This window comes from Caulobacter sp. P1_B12_2, assembly GCF_056406675.1.
Genome location: NZ_JBFTZS010000069.1, coordinates 1 through 20,263 on the forward strand (window position 1 = coordinate 1; position 20,263 = coordinate 20,263).

Annotated in this window: 17 protein-coding genes; 8 read left to right on the plus strand and 9 right to left on the minus strand. The window is 68.2% G+C overall.

Annotation, left to right across the window (positions count from 1 at the left end):
- Positions 1–722: hypothetical protein (locus AC1DZ6_RS06485; protein WP_477096377.1), on the minus strand; the 722-nt coding region annotated here is incomplete at its 3' end.
- A gap of 116 nt (positions 723–838) precedes the next feature.
- Positions 839–1,957: a helix-turn-helix domain-containing protein gene (locus AC1DZ6_RS06490; RefSeq protein WP_477096378.1), complete on the minus strand. Its 1,119-nt coding sequence runs from the start codon at positions 1,955–1,957 to the stop codon at positions 839–841.
- A gap of 459 nt (positions 1,958–2,416) precedes the next feature.
- On the opposite strand from AC1DZ6_RS06490, the gene AC1DZ6_RS06495 reads away from it, so the two are divergent.
- Entirely contained in the window at positions 2,417–2,815 is a 399-nt protein-coding gene (locus tag AC1DZ6_RS06495; protein ID WP_477096379.1) for a hypothetical protein, read from the plus strand.
- Between the two features lie 21 nt (positions 2,816–2,836).
- Here the strand turns inward: AC1DZ6_RS06495 and AC1DZ6_RS06500 are convergent, their stop codons facing one another.
- Positions 2,837–4,513: an MFS transporter gene (locus AC1DZ6_RS06500; protein ID WP_477096380.1), complete on the minus strand. Its 1,677-nt coding sequence runs from the start codon at positions 4,511–4,513 to the stop codon at positions 2,837–2,839.
- Positions 4,514–4,701: 188 nt separating this feature from the next.
- On the opposite strand from AC1DZ6_RS06500, the gene corA reads away from it, so the two are divergent.
- A complete protein-coding gene (corA, locus tag AC1DZ6_RS06505; protein WP_477096381.1) occupies positions 4,702–5,670 on the plus strand; it encodes a magnesium/cobalt transporter CorA in 969 nt (322 codons plus the stop codon).
- Between the two features lie 149 nt (positions 5,671–5,819).
- Here corA and AC1DZ6_RS06510 read toward each other — a convergent pair whose 3' ends face one another.
- Both AC1DZ6_RS06510 and AC1DZ6_RS06515 read right to left on the minus strand, forming a co-directional pair.
- Positions 5,820–6,047 (minus strand): hypothetical protein, encoded by a 228-nt coding sequence (locus AC1DZ6_RS06510; protein WP_477096382.1) that lies wholly within the window; start codon positions 6,045–6,047, stop codon positions 5,820–5,822.
- 400 nt (positions 6,048–6,447) lie between these two features.
- Positions 6,448–7,077 (minus strand): TetR/AcrR family transcriptional regulator, encoded by a 630-nt coding sequence (locus tag AC1DZ6_RS06515; RefSeq protein WP_477096383.1) that lies wholly within the window; start codon positions 7,075–7,077, stop codon positions 6,448–6,450.
- Between the two features lie 389 nt (positions 7,078–7,466).
- Between AC1DZ6_RS06515 and AC1DZ6_RS06520 the strand changes: the two genes are divergently transcribed.
- The 6 genes from AC1DZ6_RS06520 (at position 7,467) to AC1DZ6_RS06545 (ending at position 15,897) form a co-directional block, all read left to right on the plus strand.
- Positions 7,467–8,645: an efflux RND transporter periplasmic adaptor subunit gene (locus AC1DZ6_RS06520; protein WP_477096384.1), complete on the plus strand. Its 1,179-nt coding sequence runs from the start codon at positions 7,467–7,469 to the stop codon at positions 8,643–8,645.
- Positions 8,646–8,764: 119 nt separating this feature from the next.
- Positions 8,765–11,938 (plus strand): efflux RND transporter permease subunit, encoded by a 3,174-nt coding sequence (locus AC1DZ6_RS06525; protein ID WP_477096385.1) that lies wholly within the window; start codon positions 8,765–8,767, stop codon positions 11,936–11,938.
- Between the two features lie 218 nt (positions 11,939–12,156).
- Complete coding sequence (locus AC1DZ6_RS06530; RefSeq protein ID WP_477096386.1) at positions 12,157–13,557, plus strand: efflux transporter outer membrane subunit; 1,401 nt, start codon at positions 12,157–12,159, stop codon at positions 13,555–13,557.
- Between the two features lie 159 nt (positions 13,558–13,716).
- Complete coding sequence (locus AC1DZ6_RS06535; RefSeq protein ID WP_477096393.1) at positions 13,717–14,070, plus strand: hypothetical protein; 354 nt, start codon at positions 13,717–13,719, stop codon at positions 14,068–14,070.
- 47 nt (positions 14,071–14,117) lie between these two features.
- The gene (locus AC1DZ6_RS06540) at positions 14,118–14,291 is read left to right on the plus strand and encodes a hypothetical protein (RefSeq protein WP_477096387.1); all 174 of its coding nucleotides are present in this window, start codon (positions 14,118–14,120) and stop codon (positions 14,289–14,291) included.
- A gap of 1,432 nt (positions 14,292–15,723) precedes the next feature.
- Entirely contained in the window at positions 15,724–15,897 is a 174-nt protein-coding gene (locus AC1DZ6_RS06545) for a hypothetical protein (RefSeq protein ID WP_477096388.1), read from the plus strand.
- On the opposite strand, the gene AC1DZ6_RS06550 is transcribed toward AC1DZ6_RS06545, so the two are convergent.
- The 4 genes from AC1DZ6_RS06550 to AC1DZ6_RS06565 all read right to left on the minus strand — a co-directional run bounded on the left by AC1DZ6_RS06550 (position 15,894) and on the right by AC1DZ6_RS06565 (position 20,129).
- A complete protein-coding gene (locus AC1DZ6_RS06550) occupies positions 15,894–16,163 on the minus strand; it encodes a hypothetical protein (protein ID WP_477096389.1) in 270 nt (89 codons plus the stop codon). The two genes, AC1DZ6_RS06545 and AC1DZ6_RS06550, sit on opposite strands and share 4 nt — an antisense overlap.
- Before the next feature lie 71 nt (positions 16,164–16,234).
- Positions 16,235–17,803: a sensor histidine kinase gene (locus AC1DZ6_RS06555; RefSeq protein ID WP_477096390.1), complete on the minus strand. Its 1,569-nt coding sequence runs from the start codon at positions 17,801–17,803 to the stop codon at positions 16,235–16,237.
- A complete protein-coding gene (locus AC1DZ6_RS06560; RefSeq protein ID WP_477096391.1) occupies positions 17,800–18,516 on the minus strand; it encodes a response regulator transcription factor in 717 nt (238 codons plus the stop codon). Before AC1DZ6_RS06560 ends, AC1DZ6_RS06555 begins: the two co-directional genes overlap by 4 nt.
- Before the next feature lie 2 nt (positions 18,517–18,518).
- Positions 18,519–20,129, minus strand: a complete 1,611-nt coding sequence (locus tag AC1DZ6_RS06565) for a DUF4153 domain-containing protein (RefSeq protein WP_477096392.1) — start codon at positions 20,127–20,129, stop codon at positions 18,519–18,521.
- Between the last annotated feature and the right edge of the window lie 134 nt (positions 20,130–20,263).

Below are 20,263 nucleotides of genomic sequence, written 5' to 3' on the forward strand. Positions count from 1 at the left end.
CGACCCCGACCACCGCCCGACTGGCCCCCGACCCCGACCACCGCCCGACTGGCCCCCAGCAGGCGGATCCAGGCGTCGCCGACCAGCCTGCGCTCGCCGTCCACCGCCACGTCGGCGTGATGGCCGCGCGCGCGCGCCCAGGCCGCCGCCCTCAGCCCGACCTCGCGCTTGAGGACGCCCATCTCGCCCAGCCAGGCCGGCGCCTCCCAGGCCCGATAGCTGACGGCGATCGGTCGCCGCGCCAGGTCGCTGGAGGTTCGCCGCATCAGAGCGTCGTCGATATAGCTGGTCAGGAACCGCCGCAGGGCGAAGGGCCTTTGTGCGACCGGGTAGACCTCGTCCCACACCGCCGGCTCGAGCGCGGTGAGCAACAGATCGACTCGCGCCTCGACCAAGAAGTCGCGGAGGGCCGGCAAGCCCAGGAACTCGTCGAGCGGCGCGGCGACGCGGCTCGACCGTGCCGGGACCGCGTCCATCGCCCGTCGCAGGCCGCCCAAGCCCACTTTCGTGTAGCGCGCGGTCAGGGCCGTGGCGTCGATCAGCACCAGATCCGGATCCAACTGCTTGATCCAGGCCGAGTTGAACGGAAAGCCGATGTTCAGAAACGTAACCCGCCCGGGGAAATAGGCTTTCCAGGCGAAGATCCGCTGATGCTCCCAACGGCGCATCGGCCACTGGCCGCGCCAGTTGTACAGGACCACGGCGGTCGGTCGATTAGCCATGCCCGGCGAACTAGGCGGCGAAACAGGCACGGATGGGACGCGAAGCCATGAACGCCACCCTACATGGGAGCGCCTGGCGCGCTCGCCTTAAGCGTCGGCGGCGTCGGCGGTCGCTGTCAACGCCTAAGGCTGTCGGCCTGCGCCCCGCGCAGGGTCTCGGACGGGGCCTCGCCGAACATCGCCCGATAGGCGCCCGAAAAGCGCCCAAGCTCCCAGAAGCCCTGGTCGAGCGCCACCTGGGTCACCGTGGTCGGCCGATTGCCCGCGTCTAGCAGCCGTGCCCGGGCCGCCGACATGTTCTTCAGCCGCAGATAGGCCTTGGGGCTGACGTCGAGCAGGTCGTGGAAGGCGCGGTAGAGCGTGCGGCGCGAGATGTTCAGGGCCACGCAGATGTCTTCGATCTGCACGGCCTGGCGGGCGCCGCCGCTCTCCAGGAAATCCTCCGCGCCCCGGACGATCCGGGCGGCGTTCAGCGCGCCCTGGCGACGCGCGCCCTCGACCTTGACCTCGGCCAGAGCCGTCAGCAGGCCGTCCAGCAGTTCGTCGCGCAGGAAGGCGACGGCGCCGCTCGGCACGCCGGCGCCCAAGGCCCGCAGCATGCTGGCGCAGCCCTGCAGCACGCGCTTGCAGGCGGCCCGGGCTTCGGGCGGCGGCGAATAGACGGCCGGCTCGGTCCAGAAGCACGGGTCGGCCAGCCATTCGAACGCCTCGGCCCGCTGCATCACCAGCCCCCAGGGCGCGGTGACGACGGCATAGGCGACGTGGCCCTGGAACCGTCCGTCCAGTTCCCCGCCCGGCGGGATGGCGACGATGTCGCCCTCCTCGATCCGGTGGCCCCACTGGTTGAGCACGCCCTCCTGCTCCATTACCGAGACCAGGCTGAAGGCCTTGCGCGACATGATCCCGCGCACGCGAAGGTCGCCGTCGAACGCGCCGGCGTCGAAACCCATGTCGCCCAGGCTGGCGCGCAGCAGGTGGCCCCGGCACGGCTCGGGCGTCAGCTGGGTGATCGCGAGGTCGCGACCGGCGGTGTGGGCCCAGACCTCGTGCGGACCGCGGGTTTCGGAAAGCACCACGTGGCCCAGGGAAACAGGCGTCGCCCGCGCGCCGAACGACCGCCGCTCGTCGAGGGCGTCGGCGGACCGTCCGCCCTGGGTCGGATCTCCGCTCGACGTGCTCGTCCCGGCCGGCCGCCAGTCGGCGCTCGACCAAGATTGAGGGTGGGCTTCCCTCATGCCTTCATTGTCCATCGGACCTCTCCTGGCGGAGACGATGCGATCAATGACGCTTGCGCCATGATCTTTAAGCGATCGCACCTGTCGTCACGCCCGATTCACCCTTTGACGATGACACGACCCCTCCTGGTTGTAAGTAAGGTGAAACCACTAGAAAGCATCGAAACAGCAGAGAAAATTACAATTTTCCGCATGGCTCAGCTTGATAACCAAGTTTAGTGTATAGTTAATTTAACATTATTCATTAATACATAAAATTAGAAGGAATAGATGCGCGATTGGCACTTGCCGCATAGCAGACCGAGAGATTCGGAAGAAACATGGCGACGAAGCAGGGTCACGGAGGACTCTATGACTCGTCAAAATTGGAAGGAAATGGCGATCTTCGGGAAACGGAATCTCTCGGAGACTCCAAGCAACCCGCGAGAGCGGGATGACTGGGCGCAAGCTTTACGCGAGATGAAGGCGGCCTGCGACGGCGAGCGTCGTCAAAGGCGCCAGATCGCCGAAAGCGGCGCGCGCCAGCTGATTCGAGCCAAGGCCGTGCTGCGCGAGGCCGAAACGCGCCAGCGCGACGCCGAGGCGGCGCTGTGTCGGGCCCGGCGGATGGCGGCGGTCGGCTGGATGGCCGCCGAGGCCTGCCGCGACATGACCGCCCTGCACGCGGTGGCCATGAAGGCCCTGACCGCGTCCCGCGAACGCCTGCACGGCGACCACCGGACGGTCAGCGAGATCGACTGGGCGCTGGGCGGACTGAATCAGGCCGAACAGATGCTGGACCGGGTGACGGCCTATCTCGACGCCCGACGCGACAACGCCCAGGGCGCCCACATCGACGGGCTGTTGACCGGGAGCTGAGCGCTCCCGGCCAGACCGCCGCTAGGCCTCGATATCGACGTCCTTGGTTTCCTTCAGGAACAGGATCCCCACCACGGCGGTCACCGCGGCCACCACGATCGGGTACCAGAGGCCGTAATAGATGTTGCCCGTGGCCGCGACCATGGCGAAGGCCGTGGTCGGCAGAAAGCCCCCGAACCAGCCGTTGCCGATATGATAGGGCAAGCTCATCGAGGTGTAGCGGATATTGGTCGGGAACATCTCGACCAGCATGGCGGCGATCGGGCCGTAGACCATGGTCACGTACAGCACCAGGATCGCCAGGATGCCGACCACCAGCGGCTTGTTGATCAGGGCCGGATCGGCCTTGGCCGGATAGCCGGCGGTCTTGAGCGCCCCGCCCAGTTCCTGTTCCCAGGCCGTCTTGCGATCCTTGAAGGCCGCCTTGTCCAGGGTCTGGCCGGGGAACGAGGCGATGGTTGTCGCGCCGATCTTCACCTGGGCCACCGAACCGGCCGGAGCGGCCTGGTTGGCGTAGGTGACGCCGGCCTTGGCCAGGTAAGACTTGGCCAGGTCGCACGAGCGGTTGAACACCGTCTTGCCCACGGGGTCGAACTGGAACGAGCAGTCGGCCGGATCGGCCACCACGGTCACCGGCGCGCTGGCCACGGCGGCGGCCAGTTGCGGATTGGCGGCCGTGGTCAGGGTCTTGAACAACGGGAAATAGGTCAGGGCCGCCAGGATGCAGCCCAGCATGATGATCGGCTTGCGGCCGATCTTGTCCGACAGCCAGCCGAAGACCACGAAGAACGGCGTGCCGATCAGCAGGGCGATCGCCACCAGCAGGTTGGTCGTGCCGCCGTCGACCTTGAGCATCTTCTCCAGGAAGAACAGGGCGTAGAACTGGCCGGTGTACCAGACCACCGCCTGACCAGCGGTCAGACCCACCAAAGCCAGAATGACGATCTTCAGATTGCCCCACTTGGCGAACGAGTCGGCCAGCGGCTTCTTGCTGCCCTTGCCCTCGTCGACCATCTTCTGGAACGACGGGCTTTCCGACAGCTGCAGGCGGATCCACAGCGACACGCCCAGCAGCAGCACCGAGATCAGGAACGGGATGCGCCAGCCGAAGGCCTGGAAGGCGTCGTCGCCCACCGCGTTGCGGGTCAGCAGGATCACGACCAGGCTGAGGAACAGGCCGAAGGTGGCCGTCACCTGGATGAAGCTGGTGTAGAAGCCGCGCCGTCCGGGCGGCGCGTGCTCGGCCACATAGGTCGCCGCCCCGCCGTATTCGCCGCCCAGGGCCAGACCCTGGACCAGGCGCATGACCACCAGGGCGATGGGCGCGGCGATGCCGATGCTGGCGTAGCTGGGCAGCAGCCCGACCACGAAGGTCGACAGGCCCATCAACAGCATGGTGACCAGGAAGGTGTTCTTGCGGCCCCAAAGGTCGCCCAGCCGGCCGAACACCAGAGCTCCGAACGGCCGCACCGCGAAGCCGGCCGCGAAGGCCAGCAGGGCGAAGATGTAGCCGGTCGTCTCGTTGACGCCCGAGAAGAAGTGCTTGGTGATGTAGGTGGCCAACGAGCCGTAGAGGTAGAAGTCGTACCACTCGAAAACGGTGCCGACCGAGGCGGCGCCGATGACCAGCCCGTCCTTGCGTCCGACGGTCCGACCGCCCTTGGCGCCCTTCACCGGTTTCGCGGCGTCGCTTCCCATTCGCATTTCCCCCGTCGCCGCTTCGGGCGATCCATCGATGTTACCGCAACCACGGAAGCCCTCACAATGAACGGCGTTCGCGGCGTTGGCGAGAGGCTAAACATGAACCGGACGAAAGCCGAAGCGTTGGCTAAAAGGAATCTTCGCCGTCCCATTTTGCGGGACGAGCCAGGCAGTTCGAGATCCCGATGAGCGTCGTCGCGGCCTATATCTACAAGGATGGCGTCAGGACCCGCGAGGTCGGCCTCGACCTCGACGACGCCCTGGACACCAAGCCCGGCGAGTTCGTGTGGATCGGCCTGTACGAGCCCAGCCAGGCCGAGCTGACCCGGCTGCAGACCCGCTTCAAGCTGCATCCCCTGGCGATCGAGGATGCGCTCAACGCCCATCAGCGTCCCAAGGTCGAGGTCTATGGCCGCGAGCTGTTCGTGGTGGCCCGCACCGCCCAGCTGGTCGACGCCCAGATCGCCTATGGCGAGACAGCGATCTTCGTCGGCCAGGGTCATCTGATCACCGTCCGCCACGGCTCGGCCCGGGCCCACACCGATCTGCGCGCCCAGCTGGAGGCCTCGCCGACCCTGCTGGCCAAGGGGTCGGACTATGTGCTGCACGCGGTGCTCGACTTCGTGGTCGACGGCTACCTGCCGATCATCCAGGCGCTGGAGGACGAGGTGCTGGACATCGAGCGCCGCACGCTCGAGGCCTTCCTCAGCCACGACGAGGTCAAGCGCCTGTTCCACCTGCGGCGCGACCTGATCCGCTTCAAGCGGGTGCTGTCGCCGATGGCCGAGGTCTGCGGGCGGCTGGAGCACCTGGACACGCCCTGCCTGGACGACGACGTCCGGCCCTATTTCCGCGACGTCCTCGATCATACGCAGAAGGTCGAGGGCATGGTCGACGCCCTGCGCGAGGTGATCACCTCGGTGTTCGAGGCCGCCTCCCTGCTGGAACAGCAGCGGCAGAGCGCCATCACCCGCAAGCTGGCCGCCTGGGCTGCGATCCTGGCCGTGCCGACCGCGGTGGCCGGCGTCTACGGCATGAACTTCGAGCACATGCCGGAGCTGAAATGGACGTGGGGCTATCCGGCGGTGATGGCCGGGGTCGCCGGGGTGATCGGGTATCTGTACTGGCGGTTCAAGCGGAACGGGTGGCTGTAGGAAGCCCCATCCAGAAAAAATTGTCATCCCGGACAAGGCCCGCAGGGCCGCAGATCCGGGATCGCCGGAAGCGCTGAGTCCACGCGTCGGTCCCGGATCTTCGCGCTGCGCGCTCGTCCGGGATGACAGCTTTATTGAAGAAGACGCCTTTAGCTCGCCCAGGCCCGCGCGGGGTGCAGGAAGCGCCCGGCTTCCGCGCCGCCGCGCAGGAACACCCGCACCTCGGCGGCGCGCCCTGAAGCGGCGATGCGGTTGGCGAGATCTCGGGCGGCGGCTTCGGCGCGGCCGCCGCGTTCAAAGGTCAGCTCGGCCTCGAGGGCCTCGGAGCGCACGGACCAGCCTTGTTCGGCCGGGGCGACGGAAATCAACAGAGCCATGACGAGCTCCTTACGCAAATCGGACTTTGGGGTGCGCCGGATGAGGCGCCTACGAGCGGAGTTTTCGGGCGCCGGACCGGCCCCGAAACATCGAGGTCAGACCGACATTCGCCCTACGAGGGGATGACATCGACACATCTTATAGGCTCGCATCTTCACAACTTGACGACACTGCTAGGCCTCGGGCGCAACTGACGCGAGCCAGAACTCCTGGCCCCGTTTTTAGTTTCTCGGGTCGTTGGATGATCTGCGGCCAGGGTCAGAAAATCTGCCGAGACTCAATTCCTATCTTTTTGATAGGTTTTTAGCGGCGACGTCTTTTCCCTCCCCTTAGGCGGCGCCGGCGCGCGCCGCGCGAACCCGTCGGGGGATGGGTGTTCGCGCGGCGCGTTTAGCCGTCCTACTTGTCCAGGTGCGCCTTGATCAGCGACCGGCCCGCGCGCGCCACGGCCCGCACCGGGCCGCTGGGACCCAGGGTGACGCGGGCGGTGTACGAGCCTTCCATCAGCAGCATCAGGCCGTCGGCCAGGTCGTCGTCCGCCGCGCCGGCCCGCTTGCACAGGTCGACCAGACGGGCGTGAAGCTGCTGCTTGTAGGCCACCGACACCTTCTGGGCCGGGTGATCGGCTTCATGCAGTTCGATGGCGGCGTTGGACAGCGGGCAGCCGTGGACGTCGGCGTTGCAGGCCTTGGTCTCGAAGGCGTCGAAGATCGCCTCCAGTTGCACGCGGGGATCGCCGCAGGTGCAGCCGGTGATCTCGTCCCACCAGATCCAGTAGTCGCGTTCCTGCTCGCGCAGCACCTCGGCGACCAGCTCGTCCTTCGACGGGAAGTTGCGATACAGCGTCATCTTGGTGGCGTCGGCCTCGTGGGCGATCGCCTCGACGCCCACCGCGCGGATGCCGTGCTGATAGAACAGCTCGCGGGCCGTTTCGAAGATCCGGTCGCGGGCCGGTCGTTTGGACAACGGAGCGCTCACGGGCGCCTCCAACTCGTCCACCTTGCCCCCGCCAGAATTTCTCGCAGCCATTTTCAACGCACCTCACCTTGACGTGAGAGTTACCGGTCAGTATCTCTCACAGCGCGGATGATACCGAACGGTACCGTCACATACGACTACATCGTCACAGATGGACGTCACGTCAAGCAACAGCAACTGCGACATTTGATCTTTTAGTCCCGGAACGGAGCGTAAGCCATGCCCCCGAGCGCAAGCCAAGACATAGCCCCGCCCGCCCGAGCCCAATGGCTGGCCGGCCCCGTCCGTTCCTTCCGCAAGCTGATCGGCCAAGGCGCCGACGGTCCGTCCGGTCAGGACTGGGCCGCATCGCCAAAGGCCCGATCCAAATCCCGGCGTCCCGTCTGGGAATGAAAAACTCGATCTCTCCTCTCCGCCTCCTTTGTCCGACAGGTCCGCATATGTCCCTCCGCCCCGTCTTCACCTCCTTTGCCGGTCTGGCCGCCATGGCCGTGCTGGCCGCCTGCAGCGCGCAGGCCAGGCAGGAAGCCGCCCCGCCGCCCGCCCAGGTCACCATCACCGCCGTGGCCTTCAAGGAGCTGCGCCAGTGGGATGACTTCACCGGCCGCCTCGAGGCCATCGACACCGTCGACATCCGTCCGCGCGTCGGCGGCTACATCGACGGCGCCCGGTTCGAGGAAGGCGCCCGGGTCCGCAAGGGCCAGGTGCTGTTCCAGATCGACGCCCGCCCCTACCAGGCCGAGGCCAACCGCGCCGCCGCCGAGGTGGATCGCGCCAAGGCCCAGCTGAACCTGGCGGTCGTCAACCGCGAGCGCGGCCGCCGGCTGATCGAGCAGAACGCCCTGGCCCAGAGCGAGTTCGACCGTCTCTCGGCGGAAGAAAAAGCCGCCCAGGCCAATGTCGCCGCCGCCAGCGCCGCCTATCAGACCGCCCGCCTGAACCTGGAATGGACCCGGGTGGTCTCGCCGATCGACGGTCGGGTCTCCAAGGCCGTGATCACCCGCGGCAACCTGGTCACCCCGGCCGACCTGCTGACCACGGTCGTGTCGGACACCCCGATCTACGCCGCCTTCAACGCCGACGAGCAGACCTTCCTGAAGTACGCCTCGGCCGAACGCGGCAAGGCCAGCCCGGTCTATATGGGCCTGATGACCGAGGACGGTTATCCGCACCAGGGCCAGCTGAAGTTCATCGACAACGCCATGGACGCCAAGAGCGGGACGATCAGCGGCCGGGCGATCTTCGCCAATGCCGACGGCCGGTTCACCCCGGGCCTGTTCGCCCGCATCCGCATGGTCAGCGACACCGCCGCGACGGTGGCCCTGGCCCCCGACCGCGCGGTGGCGACGGACCTGGGCAAGCGCTTCGTCGTGGTGGTCGGCGCCAACAACAAGGCCGAGTACCGCCCGGTCGAGATCGGCCCGCTGGCCGGCAACCTGCGCATCATCCGCACGGGCCTGAAGCCCGGCGATCGGGTGATCGTCGGCGGCCTGCAGAAGGTCAAGCCGGGCGACACCGTCAACCCGGTGGTGGTCAAGACCGACCTGACCAGCGACCTCTCCCAGTTCGAGACCGGCCCGCAGCGCGTCGCGGTGATCAACTCGGTTTCCCAGAACTGACCCTCCTCTAAATCCGCTCATCCCGGCGAACGCCGGGATGAGCGAATCCGGAATTCGCTTTCGAGGCCGGATTTGAACCGGCCCACGCCCCCTCTTTGCCTCCTCCCCGGACGCCTCCCATGAATTTCTCCAAGTTCTTCGTGAACCGGCCGCGCTTCGCCGCCGTGCTCTCGATCGTCATCTTCATCGCCGGGTTGGTGGCTCTGCCGCGCCTGCCGATCTCGGAATATCCCGAGGTGGTGCCGCCGACCGTGGTCGTGCGCGCCGCCTATCCGGGCGCCAACCCCGCCGTCATCGGCCAGACCGTCGCCGCGCCGCTGGAGCAGGCGATCAACGGCGTCGAGGGCATGATCTACCAGTCGTCGCAGTCGGCTTCCGACGGCGCGATGATCCTGACCGTCACCTTCGCCCTCGGGACCGATCTCGATAAGGCCCAGGTGCAGGTGCAGAACCGCGTCGCCCAGGCCCTGCCGAAACTGCCCCAGGCGGTGCAGCGCATCGGCGTGACCACCGACAAGGCCTCGCCCGACCTGACCCTGGTCGTGCACATGATCTCGCCCAACAACCGCTACGACATGCTGTACCTCAGCAACTACGCGCAGCTGAACGTCCGCGACCGCCTCAAGCGCGTCGACGGCGTGGGCGACGTGCAGATCTTCGGGGCCGGTTCGTACTCGATGCGGATCTGGCTGGACCCGGAAAAGCTGGCCTCGCTGAACATGACGGCCGGTGATGTGGTGAAAGCCCTGCGCGAGCAGAACGTCCAGGTCGCCGCCGGCCAGCTGGGCGCGCCCCCCACCCCGGGCGGCGCCGAGTTCCAGCTGTCGGTCAACGCCCCCGGCCGCCTGACCGACGAGGAGCAGTTCCGCGAAGTCATCATCCGCTCGGGCGCCAACGGCGAGATCACTCACCTGGGCGACGTGGCCCGGGTCGAGATGGGCGCCAACAACTACGCCCTGCGATCCTTGCTCGACAACAAGTCGGCCGTCGCCATGCCGATCTTCCAGCGCCCGGGCTCCAACGCCCTGGCCATGGCCGCCGACATCAAGAAGACGATGAAGGAGCTGAAGAAGGAATTCCCGGAAGGCGTCGACTACGAGATCATCTACGACACCACCGCCTTCGTGCAGGAATCGATCAACTCGGTGATCCACACCCTGATCGAGGCCATCATCCTGGTCGTGCTGGTGGTGGTGCTGTTCCTGCAGGGCTGGCGCGCCTCGATCATTCCGCTGATCGCCGTGCCCGTCTCGCTGATCGGCACCTTCGCCATCCTGCTGATGCTGGGCTTCGGCCTCAACGCCCTGACCCTGTTCGGCCTGGTCCTGGCCATCGGCATCGTGGTCGATGACGCCATCGTCGTGGTCGAGAACGTCGAGCGCAACATCGCCGACGGCCTCGAGCCGGCGGCCGCCACCCGCAAGGCCATGAGCGAGGTCACCGGACCGATCATCTCCACGGCCCTGGTGCTGTGCGCGGTGTTCATCCCGACCGCCTTCATCAGCGGCCTGTCGGGCCAGTTCTACCGCCAGTTCGCCCTGACCATCGCCATCTCGACGGTGATCTCGGCCTTCAACTCCCTGACCCTGTCGCCGGCCCTGGCCGCCGTGCTCCTCAAGAGCCACGACGCGCCCAAGGACCGCTTCCAGAAGATGATCGACGCGGCCCTGGGCTGGTTGTTCAACCCGTTCAACCGCATGTTCGCCAAGGCGTCCAACGGCTATGTCCGCAATGTCGGCCGCACCCTGGGCAAGTCGACCGCGGGCCTGGTGGTCTACGGCATCCTGCTGGCCCTGACGGTCTTCGCCTTCGCCAAGACCCCGGGCGGCTTCGTGCCGCAGCAGGACAAGGCCTATGTGGTCGCCGTCGTGCAACTGCCCGACGCGGCCTCGCTGGACCGCACCGAAGCGGTGATCCGCCAGATGGGCGACATCGCCATGAAGGTGCCGGGCATCAAGCACTCGGTGGCCTTCCCCGGCCTGTCGGCCAACGGCTTCATCAACAGCCCCAACTCCGGCGCGGTGTTCTTCCCGCTGTCCGACTTCAAGGACCGCAAGGACAAGTCGATGTCGGCCAACGCCATCGTCGGCGAGCTGAACGCCAAGTTCGGCGCCATCCCCGACGCCCAGATCGCGGTCTTCCCGCCGCCTTCGGTGCAGGGGCTGGGCACGATCGGCGGCTTCCGCATGCAGATCGTCGACCGCGCGGGCCTGGGCCCGGATGAGCTGAACAAGCAGACCCAGAACCTGATCGACAAGGCCCGCAAGGACCCCGCCCTGGTCGGCGTGTTCTCGACCTACCAGGTCAGCGTGCCGAAGATCGAGGCCAACATCGATCGCGAGAAGGCGCGGGCTTCGGGCGTCTCCCTGACCGACCTGTTCGAGACCATGCAGGTCTATCTGGGCTCGCTGTACGTCAACGACTTCAACCGCTTTGGCCGCACCTACGAGGTCAACGTCCAGGCCGACCAGAAATTCCGCATGCAGCCCGAGCAGATGCTGCGCCTGCAGACGCGGAACGCCGACGGCCAGATGATCCCCCTGGGCGCCTTCGTCAGCTTCAAGGAGGCCACCGGCCCCGACCGCGAGAGCCACTACAACGGCGTGCTCACGGCCGAGATCAACGGCGGCCCGGCCCCCGGCTATTCGACGGGCCAAGCGCAAAAGGCGCTGGAGGACCTGGCCAAGCAGGAGCTGCCCAACGGCATGGGCTTCGAATGGACCGAGCTGACCTATCAGCAGATCCTGGCGGGCAACACGGCGATCTATGTCTTCCCGCTGTGCGTGCTGCTGGCCTTCCTGGTGCTGGTCGCCCAGTACGAAAGCTGGACCCTGCCGCTGGTGGTGATCCTGATCGTGCCGATGACCCTGCTGTCGGCCCTGGCCGGCGTGCTGCTGACCCATGGCGACAACAACATCTTCACCCAGATCGGACTGATCGTCCTTGTGGGGCTGGCGTGTAAGAACGCCATCCTGATCGTCGAATTCGCCAAGGAGCGAGAGGAGCATGGCGACACGCCGCTGCAAGCGGTGCTGGAAGCCTGTCGCCTGCGCCTGCGGCCGATCCTGATGACCTCGATCGCCTTCATCATGGGCGTGGCCCCTCTGGTCACCTCGCACGGGGCCGGCGCCGAGATGCGCCGCGCCATGGGCGTGGCGGTGTTCTCGGGGATGCTGGGGGTGACGGTCTTCGGCCTGATCCTGACCCCGATCTTCTACTTCGTGATCCGCCGCAACACCGCCCGCAAGGCGGCGCTGAAGGCGGAGCGGGCCACCCCGGTGGAGGCGCACTGATGAACGCCTTCACCGCTCCCCTCCATCACCCAAAGCGTTTGTCATCCCGGACAAGCGCGAAGCGCGCCGATCCGGGACCGACGCCTGAGCTCAGCGCTCCCGGCGGTCCCGGATCTGCGGTCCGTCGGACCTTGTCCGGGATGACAGCCTTTGTTGCCTCCCCCATTCCTAACCCTTCCCCGATCCGCCGACGGGAAGGGAGACCTCAGAGGTCACCCATGACTGCCTTGAAACTCAGCTTTATCGTCGGCGCTTCGGCGCTCCTCCTCGCCGCCTGCGCCGTGGGGCCGGACTACAAGACCCCCGTCACCGCGCCGGTGGTGCTGCAGAACGCCCCGGCCGGCGCCTTCACCACCGCCAGTCCCGAGGCCCAGTGGTGGAAGGCGTTCAACGATCCGGTCCTCGACAGCCTGGTCACCCAGGCCCTGTCGGGCAACCTCGACATCCGCGTCGCGGTCGCCCGGGTGGACGAGGCCCGCGCCCTGTTCAAGGACGCCCGCCTCGACCAGGTCCCGCGGGTCACCGCCAGCGGCGCCTACGTCAAGAGCGACCAGCAGCAGCCGGGCTCCGGCGGCCAGCGCGTCGAGAGCGAGACCTACCAGGCCGGCTTCGACGCCGGCTGGGAGATCGACCTGTTCGGCCGCGTCCGCCGGGGCGTGGAAGCCGCCCGGGCCGAATCCGGGGCGGCCCAGGCCGACCTGCGCGACGCCCAGGTGACCATCGCCGCCGAGGTGGCCCGGAACTACCTCGAGCTGCGCGGCGCCCAGGCCCGCCTGGCCGTGGCCGAGCGCAACCTCGAGACCCAGCGCGAAACGGTGCGCCTGACCAAGGTTCGCTACGACGCCGGGGCCGGCAATCCGATCGACGTCGCCAGCGCCCAGGCCCGCCTGAACGCCACGGAAGCGGTGATCCCGGCCCTGATCACCGCCGAGACGCGCGCCAATTACCGGCTGTGCGTGCTGATCGGCCAGCGGCCCGGCGCCCTGGACGCCGTGCTGGTCGCCAGGACCACCGAGGTCACGCCGCTGATCGCCGCCCTGCCGATCGGCGACGCCGCCGATCTGCTGCGCCGGCGGCCCGACGTCCAGGCGGCCGAGCGTCGCCTGGCCGCTCAGACCGCCAAGGTGGGGGTGGCCACGGCCGACCTCTTCCCGCGCGTCCGGGTGACGGGCTTCATCGGCTTCCTGTCGGGCACGTCGTCGGGCTTCGGCAACAGCGCCAGCCAGGCCTGGTCGGTGGCCCCGTCGGTCAGTTGGCCGGCCCTGGACCTGGGCGGCGCGCACCAGCGCCTGAAGGCCGCCGAGGCCCGCAACGACGCCAGCCTGGCCGTCTACGACCAGACCGTCCTGCGGGCGCTGGAAGACCTGGAGACCGCCCTGGTCGCCTATCGCCAGCAACAGGCCCAGCTGGTCAGCCTGACCAACCAGGCCGCCGCCTCGCGCCGCGCCGCCGAACTGGCCCGCATCCAGTACAAGGAGGGCGGCATCGACTTCCTGGTGCTGCTCGACGCCGAGCGGACGCTGCTGGCGGCCGAGGACTCGATGACGGTGGCCGAGACCGGCGTGAACACCAACGTCGTGGCGATCTACAAGGCGCTGGGCGGGGGCTGGACGTCGTAACGGCGAAAGTTATCCACAGGGGTGGCAGCCGGGGACACGCCCTTGCGGCGTGTCCCCAAGCATGGTCGCGGCGTTTCCGGAGAAGCGGGGGAGGATCTCGGGGCTGGGCCCCAAGCCCAAGACATCCCCACCTGGGGCCTGACCTTCCAGCTCAAGCTGATGGCCGCCCTCGAAGCGGCCTGGACGAGCATCGAGGCCTCCACCGACCCCGCCGTCATCCGCCAGGCCCGCGACAAGGCGAAAGCCGTCGGCGACCTGGCCGCCATGGCCCGCAAGGTCGTGCTGATCATGCCGACGCCGCGCGGCAAGCCGAAATTGGCCGAAACGGCCGCCGCCGGCCTGCACGCCGCCCAGGGCGTGGCGAACGTGAGCGCGATGATCATGGCCTCGACGCCGGGGATCGCCCCCGCGCCCGTGGAGGCCCCAGTGGCCGCCCCAGTGGCGGCTCAGGCCGAACACGCCCGCCGCGCGCTGGACAAGCTCAAGGGCGGCGGACGACGCGGACGGTTGTGAGGCGCGAGGGGGTTACGCAACCGCGTCTAGCCCCCTACCTGAGCCGCATGACCAGACCCGTCCTGCTCCAGATCCTGCTCGGCGCCGCCCTCGTGGCCGCCGGCGTCGCCGCCGCCTTCACCCAGACCGGCGACGCCTGGCGCCTGGGCGGCGCGGTGACCGCGACGATCGGCGTGATCGTGGCGCGGCGGGCGGTGCGGGTGATCCTGCGGCGGCGGTAGGGGGCGAGCCATACACCTGCCCCCTCCGCCGTCATTCCGGGCCTTGTGCCCGGAACCCCTCGTTGATGGGGGCTTGCGCCGAGCGAACGTTCCGAAGGTCAGCTAGGGGTGGGTTTCGGACCTTGGCTACAGCCTCGCTGCGGGCTCAGTTAGCCAGATACCAACCGACCAGCAGTGGCGGTCATCGCCATCGACCGGTCCTTCGATCGCGACTCGGAGCTCTCTAACTCGCGGAGCATATTCGAACAGAGACAATGGACAATCGCCCTCACCGTAGAAATACAGATCGGGATCCGCTCGCGTCGCTCGAGCCGTCGTGGATATTGCATAGTTCAGATGAGTGCCCGCCGCTGGCTCCTGCCCGAGTTTGAGTCCGACCCAGCCGTGAGAGCCGTCAAAATGCGCCTCGACCTCAGCGACCAGCGGATGCCTGCGCCAGTAGGCTGGATCGTGGACCTTCGCGCCGAAGATTAGATCGTGTGGCACAGGCTCTTCATCGGTCATGCGCCCAAGCTAGCGCGAAGGCGAAGGGCCGCAATGGGGTCGGGTGCGGAAATGAGCCCCACGCCCGAAACCAGACCTTGGGCGCCATTCCGGAAAGCGGACGGGGCGAAGGTCTGTTCGGGGTGGAAAGCGAAGATGTTGATTGTAGCGGTCGCGTGCGCCACGGTCGGTTTATGAACGACCACGAACGAGGCTTTCTGGCCTTCCTTGTTGAACCAACGCGACGTCGGATGGAGACTTTGCTCGAGTTGGGCGAGAAGCGCAGGGCCAAAGCTCGGTCATTGTTGGATCATGCTGTCCGCCTCGACCCACGTTATGCTCAACACCTGACAGGCAGTGACGCGTTTACAGCCCAGGTGGAAGCCATGTTGGCAAAGAGAGGCGCCCCGGCCACTTGTTACGTCTTAGCCGCCGGGAGCGACTTGGATGGACGGGTGATGCCTTTGGGGGAAGCGCTCGATGCAATCATCGGCATGGGAAACGGAGCGTTCGTGTCTTGCATCCCCGGCCGGTTGGGATTCTTTGAGTACGAGAGTATGCAGTCGTCTTACCTCCTGCAACGCTAGTGACTGCTTTGGGTCGGTTGCAGACCCCAGGCCACCTAGGCTTTCATGCAAGAACCGCCGGCTCGGAGGTCGCAATGAAAGCACTGGTCGTAGCTTGCACCTTGGCCATCACGTTCTCTCCGTGCGCGGAAGCGAGCGAGTTAAAGGGGCCAGCGCGCTTTTGCGGTTACTCCCCCATAATTGATCTCCTGCCTGGCGAGGAGATTACGACGTTGGAGGGCGGCGTCCACGGAGGGAGCTTCCGGTGGAAAGGAGCGTTCGGCTCGCTCGACGTTCGCGGAATAGGTTGGGCCGGGCGACCGGATGGCGAACTCGTCGAACAGCCAATAGACACGCGACCGGCAAGGTTCGCGCAGCGGCAGGTGAGTGGGCGTTACGAGGTCGCCATATGGAACGGCGCCCATGGCGTCGCCTATATCAGCTCGCCAAGACCTCTGACGGCGGGCCAGATCGAGGCCATTGGCCGGGTGAATCTGTTCGAGGAGGGGCAGACGCCTTCGGGCTGCAACCTGCGAACGGCCTTTTCCTGGGACTAGCGACCGCGGCCGGCTGTCCAAGGTCTGCTCAGGGTCGCTCGCGGACCTACTTGCCGCTCGCGCGCGACATCAATTGCGGCTTCGATTATTTCAATTCCGATCTCGTTCGAGAACGTGTTGATCGTGAGATCTCCATGCTCCGGGACGCTGACGTCGAACAGGACATCACCATCGCCGGTCAGGATTTCGAGCCTCACGCCGTCGAAACTGACATCGCTCGCCCACTGGTACTCAAACTTGCCGCTGGTCGTGCTGAGTGTTCCCATAGGTCTAGCTTAGCCGCGTCGCCCAACGTCCGACCAGGGTCGTAAGCCGACATCAGCCAGCCTCCCAATTCTCATCCCCTCAACACCCCCACCTCGAACACCGCCCCCGCCTCGCCCTCGACCAGCCCGATCCGCCCCGAACTCGCCGCCAGCAGCGACCGGGCGATCGACAGGCCCAGGCCCGTCCCGCCGGTCTCCCGCCGGCTTGTGAAGAACGGTTCGAACAGGCGCTCGCGGTCAGCCGGTGGGACGCCCGGGCCGTCGTCCGACACCCGCAGCACCACCTCGTCGCCGACGACCGCCGCCACGATCCGCACCGTCCGCGCCCCGGCCTGGCGGCTGTTCTCGACCAGCGTGGTCAGCACCGTCTCGACCGTCGCCTCGGGCGCGGCGACCAGGGGCAGGCCCTCCGGCAGGTCCAGCACCACGGCGATGTCGCGGCCCTGCGCGTCGGCGACCCGGCGCGCCACCGGGGCCAGCTCGGACGCCACGCCGGCCTGCGGCATGGCCATGTCGGCCCGGGCCAGGTCCATCAGCCGGCCGACCAGTTGCGAGAGCCGGGCGCTGTCGGCCGAGATGTTGCCGAGGAACCGGCGGCGCTCGGCCTGGCTCATCGTGTCGAAATGGTCGTCCAGCAGCTCGACCGCCCCGGTGATCCCGGCCAGCGGCGTCTTGAACTCGTGGCTGACCGCGGCGGCGAAGTCGCGCAGGTAGCGGGAGCGCACCGCGATGGCGTCGGCCATCACCCGGAAGTCCTGGTAGAGGTCGCGGATCTCGACGGCGGCGGTGGCGGGGGTCTCCGGGACGCTGCCCTGACCGGCGGCCACGCTGCGGGTGGCGGCGCTCAGCGCCTCGATCGGCCGGGTCACGCCRCGCGACACCAGGCCCGACAGCAGCACCAGCAGCAGGATCGTCGCCCCCGCCCCGATCAGCAGCTTGCCCCGGTCCTGGTAGACGCCGCGGAACAGCGCCCGGGGCGAGCGCGACAGCAGCAGCGCCCCGACCACCTGGCCGTTGACCACCACCGGCCGCGCATGGTGCAGGCGCACGGCCGAGGCGCGGCTGAGCCACTCGAACGAATAGCGCGGATGATAGGCCCCGTTGCGGCGCAAGACCGTGCGCGCATGGCCGTGCAGCGCCGCCCGGATCTCGGGCAGGGTCGCCAGGCTGCCGCCCTGCCCCAGGCCCCGCACCACCACGCCGTGGCGGTCGACGATCAGGATCGAGGCCAGGGTGCTGCGGCTGGTCTGGTCGAAGATCGGCTCCAGCAGTTCGGCGGCGGCCTCGGCCTTGGGATCGGCGGTCGCCCCGGGCGTCGCGGCCGGTCGCTCGGGCAGCAGGGGCGAGCTGCGCAGGTCCACGCTGGTCGACTCGGGACGGTAGTAGCCGGGGTCGTCGCGGGCGTCGGGGTCGGCCGGCGTCAGGTCGCGCACGGCGCCGGGCCACAGATTGGCGGCGGCCGAGGCCAGGGCCGCGCCCTGCGAGGTCAGCTCGGCCTCGGTCTGGCGGATCAGGGTGTTCTCGTAGGTCCGCAGGAACACCGCGCCGATGGCCGGCATGGCGGCGGCGAACAGCAGCACGGTCAGCAGGATGGCCCGCAGGCGCAGGGCCGGCCACCAGCGCCGCAGCCAGCTGCTCATCCAGCCACGCCTGCGCACGCGCCGAGCCGGTAGCCGATCCCGGCCCGCGTCTCGATCACGTCGTGCCCGCCCACTCCGGCGAACTTGGCCCGCAGGTTGCGCACATGGCTGTCGATGGTGCGGTCGGTCACCGCGAAGCCGGGCCCGCGCAGGCGGTCGATGATCGCGTCGCGGCTGAACACCTTGGTCGGGGTCGCGGCCAGGGTGCGCAGGATCGTGAACTCGGTGACGGTCAGCGACACCTCGCCGCCCGCCCACGCCGCGCTCCAGGCCTCGGGGTCCAGGCTCAGCTTGCCCCGGACGATCTGGCCGTCGGCCGTTCCCGCGTCCGCCGTCTTCCCGCCGGCGCGCCGCAGGATCGCCTGGACCCGGGCCACCACCTCGCGCGGGCTGAACGGCTTGACCACATAGTCGTCGGCGCCCAGCTCGATGCCCAGCACCCGGTCGATCTCGTCGTCGCGCGAGCTGAGGAACAGGATCGGCAGATCGCCCTGGGCCCGCAGCCGGCGACAGACCTCCAGCCCGTCCAGGCGCGGCATGTTGATGTCCAGCACCACCAGGTCGGGCGTCCGCTCGGCCACCGAGGCCAGGGCCGCCTCGCCGTCGGCCGCCTCGCGGGTCTCCAGCCCGACCTTGGCCAGGGCGAACACCAGGAGCTGGCGGATATGGGGATCGTCGTCGACGACCAGGATCGTGCGCTGCATGGCGCTCATGTTCAGTGCTCCGGGCTTTCGGTCAACGGCAAGACGTCCTGGGCGGTCGCGGGCGTTTCGTAAGGAGGCGGCGGCTCGGGCGGCGGCGGACCCGACGGGCGGCCGTCGCACTGCCGCGGATAGCCCCGGACGCTGTGGACCAGCGGACGCTCGCGCTCCAGGGCGCGGACCCGTTCCAGCCGCAGGGCGCCGCGCGGCGTCCAGGCGCGCCAGTCGGACTGCCGGGTCCGCAGGTCGATCAGGGCTCGCTCCCGCACCCAGGCGACGCGGTCGGCCAGCTCGGGCGAGGTCGAGCGGCGCTCGGCCTCGACCAGCGAGACCAAGGCCGAGGGACCCAGAAGGCTCAGATAGCAGACGTCCAGCTCCGGCCCCTGGCCGCCCATCTCGCGGGCGTGGCGGACGTTCCAGGCGGCGGCGACCGCGTCCAGATCGACGACGCAGCCGGCGGTCAGCACCAGCACGGCGGCGGCCGCGTTGGCGTTGATCAGCCAGGCCCCGCTCTTGGCGCGCAGCATCCGCCAGCAGATCAGCACCAGGCCGAGGCCGACCAAGCCCATCCACAGCAGGGCCGAGATCCGCAGTTCGGTGAGGGAATAGGCCCGCACATAGTCCACCGTGCGCAGGATGCTGGAGGCGACCAGGAACAGGTTCTGGCCCACCCAGACCACCACCAGGATGCGGATCAGCGGAACCTTCGCGGTCGGCCTGCGCGGGTCCAGGGCGATCAGCACGAACAGGCCGGCCAGCAGGGCCGTGGCGATCAGCGGATAGGCCCCGCGATGGGCGTACTCCGCCAGGGTCAGGCCGGCCGGCGGTCCGGCCCCGCCCCACAGGATCACGGCGTCCAGCCCGTTCTGCAGCGCGAACAGGGCGTTGAAGACGATCAGCGACAGGGTCACCGAGGCCACCGAGACCCCGGCGAGCGAGCCCCCAGAGGTCGAGAAGGCCGGCCGGATCCTGCCGACCGACAGGGCGCGGCGACGGCGCGGCCGCAGCATGCTCCAGGCCAGGGTCAGCACCGTCAGCCAGAAGAGGGTCCGGAAGACCAGGTCGCCGCTGAAGGCGGGGAAGCGCAGGGCCGACAGCGCCGTGGCGATCACGGGATTGGCGGCGGCGAACAGGGTCAGGAAGATCGCGCCGCCGACCACCGGCAAGGCCAGCAGCGGCACGATCCCTCGCCAGTTCCAGGACCGCGTCGTTCGACCGGCCTTGCGCGCCCGGGCCAGGTCGATCCACGGTCCGAACAGGCCCACGACTGCCTGGGCGACCAGGCGTTGGCTCCATCGCCAGGCGTCGTCGAAGCGCGCGGCGCGCGGCAGCAGGACCGCCAGGCTGAGCGCCGCCCAGAAGAGGATCCAGGCCAGGAGACTGGGCGCCCAGGCCAGGACGATCGCCAGCACCGTCGCCGCGACCAGCGCCCAGCCGGCCTTGACGTCGCGGCGAGCGGCGGGGTGGACGGCGGTCGCGGCCAAGGTCAGCAGCAGGGCGAAGGCGCCCAGCGTCGAACCGATGTCGTGGCCCCAGAACAGCAGGTCGGCGACCACCACCAGGGCGAGCGCGGCGCTGGCCTTGAGCGCGAAGGACAGGTCGCGGGGGCGACGGGAAAGCGGCATGGCGGGCTCCGACTTCGGGAGCCTGTTGAGTGCCTTGKCGGGGTGGAGGGAAAGCGGTTCGGGCGGCGCGTTTGCCGTGCAGATTCGGTGCAGGCGAAAGGCCTTCTCCTCACCCGCAACGCGGGGGAGGTGGC

Coding starts and splice junctions, on each gene's coding strand:
- AC1DZ6_RS06490 (WP_477096378.1), bottom strand. CDS start 1,957: ATGAGGGAAGCCCACCCTCAATCTTGGTCGAGCGCCGACTGGCGGCCG.
- AC1DZ6_RS06495 (WP_477096379.1), top strand. CDS start 2,417: ATGAAGGCGGCCTGCGACGGCGAGCGTCGTCAAAGGCGCCAGATCGCC.
- AC1DZ6_RS06500 (WP_477096380.1), bottom strand. CDS start 4,513: ATGGGAAGCGACGCCGCGAAACCGGTGAAGGGCGCCAAGGGCGGTCGG.
- corA (WP_477096381.1), top strand. CDS start 4,702: ATGAGCGTCGTCGCGGCCTATATCTACAAGGATGGCGTCAGGACCCGC.
- AC1DZ6_RS06510 (WP_477096382.1), bottom strand. CDS start 6,047: ATGGCTCTGTTGATTTCCGTCGCCCCGGCCGAACAAGGCTGGTCCGTG.
- AC1DZ6_RS06515 (WP_477096383.1), bottom strand. CDS start 7,077: ATGGCTGCGAGAAATTCTGGCGGGGGCAAGGTGGACGAGTTGGAGGCG.
- AC1DZ6_RS06520 (WP_477096384.1), top strand. CDS start 7,467: ATGTCCCTCCGCCCCGTCTTCACCTCCTTTGCCGGTCTGGCCGCCATG.
- AC1DZ6_RS06525 (WP_477096385.1), top strand. CDS start 8,765: ATGAATTTCTCCAAGTTCTTCGTGAACCGGCCGCGCTTCGCCGCCGTG.
- AC1DZ6_RS06530 (WP_477096386.1), top strand. CDS start 12,157: ATGACTGCCTTGAAACTCAGCTTTATCGTCGGCGCTTCGGCGCTCCTC.
- AC1DZ6_RS06535 (WP_477096393.1), top strand. CDS start 13,717: ATGGCCGCCCTCGAAGCGGCCTGGACGAGCATCGAGGCCTCCACCGAC.
- AC1DZ6_RS06540 (WP_477096387.1), top strand. CDS start 14,118: ATGACCAGACCCGTCCTGCTCCAGATCCTGCTCGGCGCCGCCCTCGTG.
- AC1DZ6_RS06550 (WP_477096389.1), bottom strand. CDS start 16,163: ATGGGAACACTCAGCACGACCAGCGGCAAGTTTGAGTACCAGTGGGCG.
- AC1DZ6_RS06560 (WP_477096391.1), bottom strand. CDS start 18,516: ATGAGCGCCATGCAGCGCACGATCCTGGTCGTCGACGACGATCCCCAT.
- AC1DZ6_RS06565 (WP_477096392.1), bottom strand. CDS start 20,129: ATGCCGCTTTCCCGTCGCCCCCGCGACCTGTCCTTCGCGCTCAAGGCC.